The sequence below is a fragment of the Acinetobacter sp. ANC 5600 genome (assembly GCF_002018395.1).
Taxonomy (GTDB): Bacteria; Pseudomonadota; Gammaproteobacteria; order Pseudomonadales; family Moraxellaceae; genus Acinetobacter; species Acinetobacter amyesii.
Window position 1 is genome coordinate 1 of the sequence record NZ_MVKW01000010.1, and the last position, 13,976, is coordinate 13,976.

7 protein-coding genes and 4 pseudogenes are annotated in these 13,976 nt (G+C 33.8%); 4 read left to right on the forward strand and 7 right to left on the reverse strand.

Annotated elements, in window-relative coordinates; translation table 11 throughout:
• The 4 genes and pseudogenes from B1201_RS15305 to B1201_RS15325 all read right to left on the reverse strand — a co-directional run.
• On the reverse strand, positions 1 to 5,067 hold a 5,067-nt coding region (locus B1201_RS15305), incomplete at its 3' end, for a calcium-binding protein (RefSeq protein ID WP_078194286.1).
• Positions 5,064 to 5,834: a hypothetical protein gene (locus tag B1201_RS15310; RefSeq protein ID WP_078194287.1), complete on the reverse strand. Its 771-nt coding sequence runs from the start codon at positions 5,832 to 5,834 to the stop codon at positions 5,064 to 5,066. The genes B1201_RS15305 and B1201_RS15310, both read right to left, overlap by 4 nt.
• 58 nt (positions 5,835 to 5,892) lie before the next feature.
• Positions 5,893 to 6,251: pseudogene (locus B1201_RS15315) on the reverse strand (HlyD family efflux transporter periplasmic adaptor subunit); the annotation flags it as partial.
• A gap of 953 nt (positions 6,252 to 7,204) precedes the next feature.
• The gene (locus tag B1201_RS15325) at positions 7,205 to 7,468 is read right to left on the reverse strand and encodes a hypothetical protein (RefSeq protein ID WP_078194288.1); all 264 of its coding nucleotides are present in this window, start codon (positions 7,466 to 7,468) and stop codon (positions 7,205 to 7,207) included.
• A 194-nt stretch (positions 7,469 to 7,662) separates the two neighbouring features.
• On the opposite strand from B1201_RS15325, the gene B1201_RS15330 reads away from it, so the two are divergent.
• Together B1201_RS15330 and B1201_RS15335 are read left to right on the forward strand one after the other, a co-directional pair.
• Positions 7,663 to 8,334: a hypothetical protein gene (locus tag B1201_RS15330; RefSeq protein ID WP_078194289.1), complete on the forward strand. Its 672-nt coding sequence runs from the start codon at positions 7,663 to 7,665 to the stop codon at positions 8,332 to 8,334.
• Positions 8,334 to 9,908: pseudogene (locus B1201_RS15335) on the forward strand (hypothetical protein); the annotation flags it as partial. The gene B1201_RS15330 and the pseudogene B1201_RS15335, both read left to right, overlap by 1 nt.
• On the opposite strand, the pseudogene B1201_RS15340 reads toward B1201_RS15335, so the two are convergent.
• Positions 9,881 to 10,412, reverse strand: a pseudogene (locus B1201_RS15340) (IS5 family transposase); the annotation flags it as partial. The pseudogenes B1201_RS15335 and B1201_RS15340 sit on opposite strands and share 28 nt — an antisense overlap.
• A 140-nt stretch (positions 10,413 to 10,552) precedes the next feature.
• Between B1201_RS15340 and B1201_RS15345 the strand changes: the two are divergent.
• Together B1201_RS15345 and B1201_RS15350 are read left to right on the forward strand one after the other, a co-directional pair.
• Entirely contained in the window at positions 10,553 to 11,857 is a 1,305-nt protein-coding gene (locus B1201_RS15345) for a type II toxin-antitoxin system HipA family toxin (protein ID WP_078194290.1), read from the forward strand.
• Positions 11,850 to 12,128, forward strand: coding sequence for a helix-turn-helix domain-containing protein (locus B1201_RS15350; RefSeq protein ID WP_004871362.1), 279 nt, complete (start codon positions 11,850 to 11,852; stop codon positions 12,126 to 12,128). The genes B1201_RS15345 and B1201_RS15350 overlap by 8 nt, the downstream gene beginning before the upstream one ends.
• 15 nt (positions 12,129 to 12,143) lie before the next feature.
• Here B1201_RS15350 and B1201_RS15355 read toward each other — a convergent pair whose 3' ends face one another.
• Positions 12,144 to 13,355: a tyrosine-type recombinase/integrase gene (locus B1201_RS15355; protein ID WP_078194291.1), complete on the reverse strand. Its 1,212-nt coding sequence runs from the start codon at positions 13,353 to 13,355 to the stop codon at positions 12,144 to 12,146.
• A gap of 352 nt (positions 13,356 to 13,707) precedes the next feature.
• Positions 13,708 to 13,827: pseudogene (locus B1201_RS16825) on the reverse strand (IS3 family transposase); the annotation flags it as partial.
• Between the last annotated feature and the right edge of the window lie 149 nt (positions 13,828 to 13,976).

Below are 13,976 nucleotides of genomic sequence, written 5' to 3' on the forward strand. Positions count from 1 at the left end.
AAGTATCATCTCATCTGAGAACTGGATCTGATCAATACGATAAGCACCCAAAGCATCTGTTTGGAAATAGTTCTGCACAGTGATGCTGTTTTCACCATCTAACGTACGGATCACTAAATCATTGTTGATACGACGGAAAGTAAAATCAGTTTGGACTTGGCCATCTGTAAACTGAATAATGTCTTGACGATTTGCCGAATTATCATAATTGCTGATAATGTCATGACCGAAGTTGGCTGCAAAAATATAGGTATCGTTGCCAGCTCCACCTTCTAAGGTATCATTGTCTTCGCCACCAATGAGTGTGTCATTTCCAGCTCCACCGTAAAGTTGGTCTGTACCAGTTTCACCTTGAAGGATATCATTTCCATCCTCACCTTCTAGGCGATCATCTCCTGTGCCACCGACCAGAACATCATTTCCTGAACCACCATAGAGCTGGTCATTATCTGCACCGCCTTCTAAATGATCATCTCCATTTCCACCATATAGCTTGTCCTGCCCAGTTCCGCCATACAGCTGGTCAGAGCCAGTATTACCATAAATCTGGTCATCACCCGCTTCACCGGAAATCGTACTACCCGAAGCATATGCCTGAAGAATGTCTGCGCCTTCAGTACCAAGAAGTACCAAGGCCTTCACTGCTTCAACATCAAGTATCATCTCATCTGAGAACTGGATCTGATCAATACGATAAGCACCCAAAGCATCTGTTTGGAAATAGTTCTGCACAGTGATGCTGTTTTCACCATCTAACGTACGGATCACTAAATCATTGTTGATACGACGGAAAGTAAAATCAGTTTGGACTTGGCCATCTGTAAACTGAATAATGTCTTGACGATTTGCCGAATTATCATAATTGCTGATAATGTCATGACCGAAGTTGGCTGCAAAAATATAGATATCGTTGCCAGCTCCACCTTCTAAGGTATCATTGCCTTCGCCACCAATGAGTGTGTCATTTCCAGCTCCACCGTAAAGTTGGTCTGTACCAGTTTCACCTTGAAGGATATCATTCCCCTCATTTCCATAAAGAGAATCATTGCCTGCTCCGCCATTTAAAAGGTCTGCACTATTGTAGCCCTGAATAACATCATCACCTTCAGATGCCTCCAGTACTTTTAGCTTAATAGTCTGCAGACTCCATACGGTCTCATTAGCAAAAACAATCTGGTCTATACGGTAAGCAGTTGCACCATTACTATCAAAGAAATTCTGAACAGTGACTTGATCATCTTCTGAATATTTAATAACTAAATTATTACCCAAACGTTTTAGGCTAACCTGATCTGGTGTAATTCCTTCTGTAAAGACAATCTGATCAACTTTATTTGATACATTATCGTAACTGCTGATCGTGTCCTTCCCATCACCTAAACTAAAATGATAAGTATCATTACCTGATCCACCATCCAGGTAATCGTTACCTATTCCACCAGTTAATGTATCGTTACCGGCATTTCCATATAATGAGTCATTGCCAACTAAGCCAGATAACACATCATTACTGTTATATCCCTTAATTGTATCATTTGCTTCTGAAGGAAGAATAACTTGTTGTTTGATATATTCAATATCCCAAATAGTTTCATCAGCGAACTCTATTTGGTCTATACGATAAGCAGTAGCCCCTTCCTCATTAAAGAAATTCTGTACTTTGATTTGGTCATTATCAGAATATTGAATAATAAGATCATTACCTGAACGCTTTAAACTGACTTGTTCTGGAGTAATTTCTTCCGTGAAGAGTATTTTATCTAATTTTCCTGTTGCAACTTCATAACTATTGATTGTGTCAACACCATCTCCAATACTAAAGATATAAGTATCGCTACCTATACCTCCATTTAGAGTGTCGTTACCATCACCTCCAATAAGCATGTCATTTCCATCACCACCATAAAGTTGATCATTACCAACTCCACCATATAGAGTATCATTTCCTACATTACCATAAATTAAATCATTACCACCTAACCCACTAATATTAGAATCTACAGCATAGGCACGCAATACATCATCATCATTTGTAGGTACTAAAACTAAATTTTTAATATCATCAACAGTAAGTGATTCACCATCACTAAACTCAATAAAATCTATTCGATATTCAGCAAGACCATCTTTAATGAAGTAATTTTGAATTATTAATTGATCAGAAGTATTTTTAGAAATAATAAAAAGATCATTATTAACACGTTTGAAATTAAATGAAGATGATTGCCAACCTTCTATGAATTTCACAATATTAATATCATTTAATGAAGGATTAAAATCTATTAATATATCTGAACCAAAATTTTGACCTAATATAAATGTATCTGACCCCAATCCACCTTGTAATGTATCATTACCAGTACTTCCGATAATAATATCATCACCATCGCCCCCATATAAAATATCATTACCTTCACCGCCAATTAATGTATCATTTCCGCTCCCACCATCTAGGTCATCATTACCCGAACCACCATCTAGGTAATCATTACCTTCACGCCCCTCTAATTTATCATTTCCTTCGAAACCTGAAATTTCATCATCTGTCCCATATCCAATTAACACATCATTTAAAAAAGTTGGATTCAATAATAAAGACTTTATTTGTTCAACAGTTAATTCACTCTGATCTGAAAATCTAATTATATCAACTTGGTATCCACCATAACCATCTCCGTTAAAATAATTTTTTACTACAATTTGATCAGTAGAATTTTTTAATTTTAATATTAAATCTTCTCCATTTCTTATAATATTTATATCAGATTTCAAGATATTATCTTTAAAGTAAATAACATCTTTTTTATTCAAACCATTATCATAACTTTTAATTATATCTTGACCAAAACCTCGAGAAAACTCATAAATATCAGAGCCAGATCCACCATCTAATTCATCATTACCTACACCGCCTATTAAAATATCATTACCATCACCGCCAAATAAAATATCTTTTCCTCCGCCCATTAAATTTGTGCCTATTAATGTATCATTACCACTACCTCCCATTTGCAAACTAAGCTTAACTTGTACTTCAACTCCTAATTTATTAAACCACTCATCAAATTCCCCAAATTCCTTAGCGAGCTGAATATATTCGTTTAATAAAACAACTCCACCTGGCCAAAAACCAGTTTTATTATAGGCTAAAAACTCACTTAAATCGATAAAACCCTTTTCAGGATTTTCATCAAAAACCTCATTAAAATATTTTGAAAAATCAATATGAAATTCATCAATTAATGAATATTCTGATTGGTATAAATAAGGTTTAAGTCTAGTTTGAAAAATTAAACCTTCATAAACACCTTGTACAAGATTTTTATAAGTTTCATCTATTGTATTAATAATATTTTGTGCTTGAGCAATAGTTCCATAATACAAAATTCCAGATTTTTGACCTGAAAATGCATCTAATATTGCTAATTTTAATTTAGCATTATTTAAACTTTCTTTTAATGAATCTGGAAGAAGAATTCCTAGAGTTGCAGTATTTGCTTGACTAGGAGTCAATGCACTACCTTCACCTGAAGAAGCTCTAAATGCAACAGCCATAGAATAATCGTTGGGATTAAAATCAGGATCGGTTCTACCCCATTCCTCAATCAATTTATCAATTAAAAGTAATTGAGCATCCTTTGTTTCAGCCTCTGAATATAGTTTTAATATTGTCGCTAAATCTTCTGAGACTGCTGCTGCTTCCTGTAAATCACGAAGTCGACCAATACCTTTTAAATTAGCTGTCTTTTTTTGTTCTTCAGTAAGATCTATTGGATTTAAAAAATCACTATATAATGGATTAAATGAAAAATTTATATCTCCCATTAAATGAGTTGTTCCATCTAACTTTTGATAACTACTTTTTTCAGATAAAAAATTTCCATTCCCTAAAGAAGTATTAGTTTCTTGATACTTAAGATTAAGTGATTTAATTTCTAAATCTGCCAAAGAAAAAAATTCATTAGTTTGACTAATACCATCTTGATTAAAATCACGCCATAATCTTAATTTAGAAAATAAATCATCTTCATTATCAATTATACCATTACCATTTGTATCGAGCTCGCTTAGTGCTTCATATCCATTTTTAGCCATGCTACCATTAGATAAAATAAAATTATTTCCAAAGATTTCAGATCCGTTGTTAATAACACCATCACCATTTTTGTCTATAACTAGAATTCCATCATCAGGACTGACCCATCCTGTTGCGGTTCTAACTCCATCATTATCATGATCAAATAGGGCACTTTCAAAATCACCAACGTGAGTCGTTTCAATTCCATCATCGTCAAGATCCAATATAATTGGATCATAAATAAAATACTTACCATCCCTATTTAAATCCATCCAAGGATTCCAATCATCTGGCATCCAGCTATAGAACTTTCTTGACCATTGTTCAAGGAGTTCTCCTGCGAACCCTTTCAAAAGATCAGGATTTGTCAATGCCCCATCAACGTATAAATCATGTAAAGTTTCCATTAAACCAGATACATAGTCATCAAACCATGTTGGTATATTTGCATCTATCCAATCCCCACCTAACAGAACTGCGTCCATTATGGCACCAGGCCAATCACCCTCTGTAATTAATCCAGTATTTTCACCAAAGTTAGTAAAATTTTGAGCATCCGTTTCTATAAATTGCTCTAAAGACACATTGCCCGTAGTCGCTATTTCACTTAGTAAGTTTATAGCCATATCATTTGAATATTGATTATATTTCGCATCATCATACAAATTTCCAATACCATGATCTTCCATGATAGCTTGTGTTGCACGGCGTAGAGTCGTGTCAATTAAATCACCCGACTGACCATTTGTACTAATTGCAGTTGATAACCATAAGTTCAAACCAATATATGCATTAACTTCTTGAGCTTGATTAGGACTAAGGTCATTCCAACTTCTAGGTAAAGTATTTTCACTTAAATTTGGAATAGTTGATTTTAAATACTGATAAGCTTCTGCATAATTACCAACTTGTTTCCCCTGATCAATTTTATTCTGCAATTCCAATTTTTGACTATTTGTCAGACTATAATTTACACTATAATTACTCATTTAAGTTCCCCTTGATTGTGAGCTTTAATAAAAGAAATAACTCGCTCATTATTTTCTACAAATTTATTTATAATTTCTGGTTTATCCAATATATCTCTTTGATTTTGAATCAAATCTCTAAAATCATCTATAAAACCTGTATTTACATCAACACCGTATATTTTTTCATTATCACTTGTAAAATTTGAACTATAGACATCATATTTAATTTTAAAATCATCATTTAATATTGAAAGAATATTAAATTTATCAGTAAAACCATTTTTTTGCCCTCTCAAAAAACTAGAATATGGTACATAAAAAATAAACATATTAATTTTATCACTATTGAAACTATCATCTATTACAATGACATTTTTATTAACCCCAAACTTATAAATTGATATATTCCCCCTCCTCTCCAAAAGATATTTATCATCAAGGTTAAGGGATCTTAGCCAATAACCCTTACTATTTTTTATGATATTATCACCAAAATCTATATTGGGACTCTGAGATATTTCTAGAATTGCTTTCAACTCATTTGATTTTTTTAGGCACTGGTAATTTCCTGTATAGTTCCCAGAAAATGTATATAACGGGAATTTTAAATATACATATGAAAAAGGACCACTTTCTAATCTTTTCATATCAAAAAAACATTTTTTCAGACTTAACTTTAATTTTTTTCCTTTGTTAGAAATCAGTTCAATATCAAATTTTTCATCATGATTCATACACCCTCCCAAAAGTAAACTAAAAAATATAAATAATAAAATCTTAAGCATAATATCTCCTTTAAATTAGAATATAATTGAGCCTTTAGGATTTTATATAAATTTAATATTATCGTTCCCGCAAAGCTTCTTTAGCTTTATTAAACGGTTTTAACAAATAATCTAGTATGGTCTTTTCTCCAGTCCGGATATCAACGGTTGTAATCATTCCCGGTGTAATTGAAAATTTTTGCCCGGCTTTATTTACCAGCTGATCATGGTCAGTACGGATGTAAACACGATAATAAAACTGATCTTGTTTAACTTCATCCCGGATGGTATCTGGAGAAATTACCGTCACTTTCCCATCCAAACCGCCATAGATAGAGTAATCATAAGCAGTTAGCTTCACTAAAAAGCAGATTGTCCCTGATGAATAAAAGCGATGTCCTGAGGAGATACCCACGCTTCGAATGATAACTGTAGATCTTTAAGCATTTTTTTCATTAGATAACCTTTTGCAGAACGCGTCCCTCAAGGGACTACGTCTATTTTTACAATACATATATAAGAGCTGTAATCGAGGGAGATCACTACCTTTTCATCCACCCTTGTACCATGATTTGCTAACTTTCAATTAATGACAAAGTAACGACTTTTGAGCTGCAATACTGCAGGACAACGACTGGCAGAATTGACATGTTTAGTTTATGATTCCTCTCTCATGCGATAAGGCGCTTCAAAATGAATTGATGTCTTATCATCTATTAAGAACCACCCTACTTGTATTGGCCTTGCATCGGTATGCTTTTGATCATCCGTTATTGTAAAATTCATGTGCATTTTATTATTCGTAAATATTAAAATTGTTTAATTGTAATCGATTTAAGTTTATTTTTTAAATAAAAATTCAACACATGCTTTTGATTTAAAACATTATTTTATTTAAAAATGTGAGCTGGTTGTCATATTTTATTATTCATTTAGTCAAAAATATCGAGTGTTAGGTTCAGTAATCTACATTTATTTTTATACCTGTTTTAATAGAGTTACCTTTCGTGTAATGCCTCTTTTGCTTTATTAAATGGGCTTAATCAATAATTTAGTATTGTTTTTTCTTCAATCTGAATATCAAAGATTGTAATCATTCCTGAGGTGGCAGTATTTTCACCCCAAAACACTATGAATTTTATTTTTACCTCATAAGCATCTGCTTCGGCAGATTTAAACAAGAATCTGTATATTGGCAACTGTAAAACACAAAAAACTTAGATCTATTTCTCAGAAAAATAAAATAAGAAAATAATCCTCTCACATGTACACACGAGATCAAAGCAACGAAAAATTCCTGAATATCCTACCCATCATTAAAAATGGTAACTGCTAGATTGAATTGAGATCAGTATGTTGTTTGATTCTAAGAATTTCTCATAATGATAGGTTCATTTCAACCCAAACCCATCCAGATTCGAAGGGTCAAAACTTTTATCAAACATATATTTATCTGCTCTCTCTTTTTTTAATGTCGCCAAGGCATAAAAGAAACATTTCTCACATAACTGTAACTCATATCTTTGCCCATCATGCTTGGAGCCATCCCCCCAATGTGCGGATAAATTTCCAAACTGCAGTTTCGTTGATTGGTTGCATACATCACATACAACATCTGTAACGACTTCTACCTGTTTCAGTTGTTTAATTTCCATATTAAGAACCTCTAAGTTTTAAAATAAATAGCATTGCTATAAGTTGTGACCCAGTTCTTAAAAATATAAAAAATCACAATATATTGTATATTAATTGTAAATAAACACAAAATATGGGGTAGATCAATCTTGTTTAATATTTCAAAAAATTATAAGAATCTTCACTTGATTATTTTTTAAACTTGTAAAGAACTATGGGAAAAGCTTTTGATTTCGATGAAGAATTTGGCGCACCTAAAAAATTGTTGTGCAAAAATTTCAATAAAATCCAAATCAGTATACATCCTGATTTTTCTGGAATTTATCTTTGCTATCAAGAGGCTTTCAAAGCTTTAAAAACAGATCTAGGTATCTTGAATCCAAGTCCCGAGATCCACGTCTGGAAAGATACTAATCTATCCGGTTATACCATCGCCAGTAATTTCCAATGGTTCCTATATTGGACTCAAAACGCACCCAAAGAAATTAATCTAATTATCCATTCTCTTCCCAAAGATAACAAAAAAATCGAACTATTAAAAAATGTGGTTAGTTCCGAATTTCTAAAATTTCTATCATCTACTTATCATGATCTTAATCGATTGAATCCCAAAAGGTTACATAACTTAATAAATGAATACATTTCTGCCGAGGCTATTTACAAGTTAAACAAAGAAAACTCTTTCAAACCTCACCGTACAATGAGTTTGGATCTGCTTGCCGATCTGCTGTCATGCACTCGAAATCAACTGAATCACCGCAATAAAGTTATACATCAAAAAAGACAGAAGGCTCTTGATCGACTGGAACAAACCAGTGAAGTTATTCAACAGCTTCTAAACAATCCTGACTTCGTTCTAACACCAGATCAGCTATGGAAAGCATAATGTCAGATTCTACCCCAAGCCATCAAAATGCTGCTGATATTTCACGGGTATCATTAAAACAGACACTGGAAAAACTCTTTGGTGACGAGCAGCTCCAACGTACCAAACATATTCAATATGTTGCTGATTTACTGACTTCACATCCAACTGATCAATGTCTGGAAGGGCTGAATCTCGATCTATTAGATTTTGATCTAGAAACCAATTCTGTTGTTGCTAGACCAGCTGCCTTGGTCTCCTCTCGAAAACATACTGTTAGCACAACACCAGTCACTTGGTATGTGAACTCAATTGCACAATTAGCAGAGTCGGAAGAAAACGCTTTAATCTGGAATATCCTGATCTTAAAAGCAGCAATCTATTTAATTGCCCTTCCAGACATTAAACCTGAGCTTTTTAAAGAAGACTACACTGAACATTTCAATATTGTAAAACGCTTATTTCAACGCTTCCGTGTGGCCAATAGGGTTCTGAATCCCGATAAAGAATATCAAAATACACGCGAATACATGATCCTTTGGGAAAAGCATCTTAAAGATCCTACGCTTTCGTTAACTGAATTTGTTCAATATTTAAGTAATTTCAATACAGATCCATACAATGATTTTGAAAAAAATCTACTGAATAATCTACGCATTACATTTACTTATATTTTAAACAATAAGGCCAAAATTGCCAAAGCGAGCATCGAGACTCAACTTCAACATGATTTTTTAGATGAAGATCAGCTGATTGTAGAAAGTTCAGAAATTAAAAAAGGTCAAAAGTCTAAAGCTCTTAATATAGAAGAACAATTAGATGACCAAGATACACGTCAAATACTTGTAGACCCAACCATCGTTACCCCCCTTGCTGCATATTCAGAATCCGGCCAAAGCTATGTGCTGCCTCTGGTTGCCAAACATATTCAACGGAAAGAACATTTGCTGCCATACAGCAGCCTCTTTCCTAATACCACAAGCATAAGTGCCCTAATTACTGAACTATATAAAAATTACATTGTTGAGATTAAAGAAGACTCTAAAGACAAGGATAAAGAAATCAAAAAAAAGAAGGCATCCTTGATCCTGATGCTGTCATTTCTGACAGGAAATAAAATCCAGGAGTGGCTCCGTCTACAAAGTAAACGTGCTAAAAATTTAAATGCTCGCCAACAGATCAAGCAAAGCAATGGACAATATTATCTGAGAAGTAAATTTTCAATTTTTGAAAATAAGGATTTTGCTTATCCAGAGGGCTTGCTCAACCAAACAGTTCATCTGGACATCCCGATCCCGAATTCATTTATTGAATCTCTGCGAGACGGTGACCCCGTTAAGGAAGAGGACCTTCAGCAACATTTGAAACAGCTGAGAGCCAAATTTTATATTCCAAAATTATCACTAATAAGAATTGGCTCTCTTTTACATCAGACTATTTTGCAACGCACTGGAAATAAACAGCTTGCTGACCTTCTCACTGGTATTGATGCCAATAAGTCTTCTTCTACTTCTTATTGTCATCAAAATATCCTGACTTTACAGACTGAATATGTCTCAATTTTAAAATCACCAAGCACTTGTGAATCACTCACATTATTTGTAGTGAGTTGAATGGCGCGTATTTGAAGGGTTTCAGCATCTATACCAATATGAAGTTTACGCCATTGGCGACGATATTCAGGTCCATGTTTCTTGCGTTTCCATTCGCCCTCACCTAGAAACTTCATGCCTGTAGAGTCTATGAGTAGATGCAGCCCATCGCTACTTTTTTGGTAGCTGATTGCAATATCAATATGCTTTTGTCTTCTACAAAGCGTACTGTAATCTGGTGCGGTCCAATTTAATCCACAAAGTTTAATCAGACTTTGCACAAAGCCAGTGACCATACGTAAAGATAGACGGAATAAGGATTTAATCATTAAGCAGCATTGGATAGCTGCGTCGGAGTAGGTCTGATTTCGCCCTTATTTGCCTTTTGATGGAGCATACCATTGCGTAGCAGGATCAAACCAAATGGCAATATTTCCGCGACTCATGAGTGCTCGGTTATATGCGGGCCAATTGGTTGTGCGATAGATTTTGTGTAGGCTTCTTCATTTGAAAATTATATCGCTGAAAAAGCCTTTACAGATAGGTTTGTGCAACAAAGCCAATCAGAGTAGGAAATTCAATATATATCTACTATAATAAATAAATATAGCCGAAAATAGATACTAATTTTTTATTTTAATACATATATGAATCAATATTGCACACTTCAAATTTTTCAAAATAACGAATGGCAAGATTGCGCTATCGTTGAATTAATTGCTAATCAAGAGCAAGGCTGGAGAGCATCTACACGAACGTCATACTTATTTGAATATGCTATTGAACATATGGATTTAAGGGATGGTCATGCTCTATCATTCCAATTTCCAGTCAATGTACAAAACAACTTAGAAAACCAATGGCCAGCATTTCTCATGGACTTGCTACCTCAAGGTTATGGGCGAAAGGAGCTTTTAAATCAGCTGGGTTTTTCAATTAATGCAGAAGAACAAGCTGATTGGCCCCTACTGAAATCTGGGGCAGGTAATCCTATTGGTAATCTACGAATTAAAGAAGCTTATGACTGGCTTCAAGATCATTTTCCGACAGTGAAACCTCGTGGATTTAGCCTAAGCGAAATAATTGAAAGGAAAGAAGATTTCATTGAGTCACTTGCATCATATGGCTTATTTGTTGCTGGTTCTTCAGGTGTTCAAGGTGAATGGCCTAAACTATTACTAACACAAGGATATGATGGTCTGTTTTATTTAGATCACAGTCTTCCAGATGAACTAGCAGCAAAGCATTGGCTAGTTAAATTTAGTCGTGGAAATGATCAAAAACTGGAAAAAATACTGTTACATGAAGCAATTTACATGAAAATAGCTCGGTATTTAGGTCTAAGAGTGTTCAAGGACTTGGAACTTCACCAGAGAACGCTATTTATTCCACGTTTTGATCGCCAAATTATCAATGGTAAAGTCGAAAGAGTTGCACAAGAAAGCCTAGCCTCTTTAAGTGGTAAAGCTGGCTTCGGCGTTAAAATGACACATAATCAAATCTGTACATTGATCATGGAATGTTGCTCATCACCAAAAGCTGAAATTTTTGAATATTTGAAACGAGATATTACTAATGTTGCATTAGGAAATAAAGATAATCATACCCGTAATACCGCAATTCAACGTTTAAATGACGGTACAATTCAATTAACACCCCTCTTCGATTTTGCACCAATGTGGCTTCATCCTGACGGAATTGCACGTACTACACGTTGGGAAAAAGATGACCATGGAGGAATGCCTATATGGGGATCTGTCATAACGCAAATAGAAGAATGTACAGGAATAGATTCAACTGAAATTAAACATACAATGATTCAACAATTGCCACTGTATGAAAATTTGCTCGATGAAATGAAAAAAATAAATATAGATGATGAGATTTTACAAAATAGTCATCATCGTATATTGAATATATGCCAACAGATTCAGGAGCTTTCTAATGGATAAACGTTATAAGCCTATGACGGCAATCGAGCAAATGAATAAACGCTTACAAGTATTAGAAAATATAAATAACAATCCTGAGTGGCAAATTTACCAGATTGCATCATACATTAGAAAAGAACTACATTTAACATTAAATGAAATGAGTAAAATTACTAAAATAGCACCACAGACTTTACAGAAAATGGAGCAACCTGATAGTAATCCAACATTAGATTCTATAAATAAGTTGTTAAATGCATTTGGTTTAAAATTTATTATTAAATCAAAATAGTTTAATTTAAATTACCTATAAACTAGATTTTGATTTATTTTCTAAATAGTCACCCCACCACTGCATCATATCAGCTCTTTGTTGAATATAATCTGCATGGTTATAACTAGCACGTGTTTTATTCTTATCTACATGTGAAAGCTGAGCCTCAATCCAACTATCTTGAAATAAGCCAGAATCATTTAAAATAGTACTGAATGTTGATCTTAAACCGTGTGAGGATAGCTCATTTGTTTTGTATCCCATCTTACGAATGGCTGAATTTATTGTGTTAAAATGCAATGGCTTATCTTTAATTTTTGGGCTGGAAAAAACATAACGATCGCCTTGTGACCACTCTAGTGCAGATCTAACAATGCTCACCGCTTGCGATGATAACGGGACTAAAAAATCTGGAATATCATAACCTGCTATCACTTTTCGACGATATTGCTTGATATGTAAAGCAGGTATTTTCCAAATTTTGTTGTCAAAATCAAAATGATGAGGTTCTGCAGACAATAACTCTGCCCCCCTGACTCCAGTATATAATTTAAATAGGATTGCTTTTTTTATAATTGGATCTGTATTTAGTTGAGTTATTCTAAGAATAAAATTAGAAATTTCTTCATCTTTTAAATAGGGATAATTTTTCTTTAATTTCCCTTTCAATAATATTTTATTGAGACCATAAGCTTGATTATAATCACAGTATCCCATTGCAACTGCAAAATCATAGATTTGATTTAAATAGCTATACGCTTTTTTTACAGGTTCCTTAACTCCCCTATTTTCAATCTGCTTAATTACCTTAACTAAATCAGTTCTTTTAATTTTGCTAAAATCTATATCACCAATAACGGGATAAATGTCATTTATTAAACATGCATTCGCCAATTGGATTACACCACCACGTGGTTGATCTTTAAATGAATTATTTGTTTTAAACTCTAGCCATTCTTCACAAACAACTTTAAAAGTTTGAATTTTCTCCTGAACTAAATTTTGTGTAGAAAATTTAGTTGCCTTATAGGAGTCTCTGGCCACTCTAGCCTCTTTGAGATTCATCTCAGGATATGTACCTAGAGTGACTCGTGGTCTTTTACCCGTTTCTGCAACTGAATATCGATAACTCCAAGACTTTTTTCCATTAGGATCGACTTTTAAGCTTAAACCATCATCATCAGCTAAAAAGTAAATTTTTTCTTTTGGATATGACTTTCGTACTTGTGTTTCCGTAAGACTCATAAATTTTTATAAACCAGCATAATGATCCCCATTATCTAAATTATATCAAAAATAAGCATTATTATGTGATGCGTATATTACGCATCACATAATAATTTATATGTATGTTTTTTATAAATATTATTCTAAGTTTATAAGTTGAAGTAACCAAAAAAGTAACCACTGTTAAAATCTGTATTAAGCAACAAATATCAGTAATAGTTAATCATTACTCTGCAATGGGTTTGTTTTAAAGACCTCGCAAGCGAGCCTTAATTATTTGAGGTAATATTTCGGTTCTGTCGCATTAAGTCGATCTTCAGCTACTATTGAATTTTGTAGGAGCTGAATATGTCACTAATCCAAGCTGATCCTAGACAGTATCGTGGACAACAAATCCCTCTAAATTCTTGAAATATTTCTGTTCAAAGGCTTCTGGGCTTAACCAGCCGTTTGCAGAATGTCTTCTGCTTCGATTGTAATAAATCTCAATAGTGCATAATCAATCGCTTGCTGTTTAAATTCAGGACTTGAGCAGCATTGCTGCGTAAGATAGCCATTTCTTGGATCTCCAAAGTTAACGTTACGTTATCTTTAGAGGGAAGTACTTCCATTATTTTGGCTAGAATCAATAGGCCAATA

What these genes read in the sequence shown, in the direction of transcription:
- B1201_RS15310 (WP_078194287.1), bottom strand. Translation starts at nt 5,834, where the DNA reads ATGCTTAAGATTTTATTATTTATATTTTTTAGTTTACTTTTGGGAGGG.
- B1201_RS15325 (WP_078194288.1), bottom strand. Translation starts at nt 7,468, where the DNA reads ATGGAAATTAAACAACTGAAACAGGTAGAAGTCGTTACAGATGTTGTA.
- B1201_RS15330 (WP_078194289.1), top strand. Translation starts at nt 7,663, where the DNA reads ATGGGAAAAGCTTTTGATTTCGATGAAGAATTTGGCGCACCTAAAAAA.
- B1201_RS15345 (WP_078194290.1), top strand. Translation starts at nt 10,553, where the DNA reads ATGAATCAATATTGCACACTTCAAATTTTTCAAAATAACGAATGGCAA.
- B1201_RS15350 (WP_004871362.1), top strand. Translation starts at nt 11,850, where the DNA reads ATGGATAAACGTTATAAGCCTATGACGGCAATCGAGCAAATGAATAAA.
- B1201_RS15355 (WP_078194291.1), bottom strand. Translation starts at nt 13,355, where the DNA reads ATGAGTCTTACGGAAACACAAGTACGAAAGTCATATCCAAAAGAAAAA.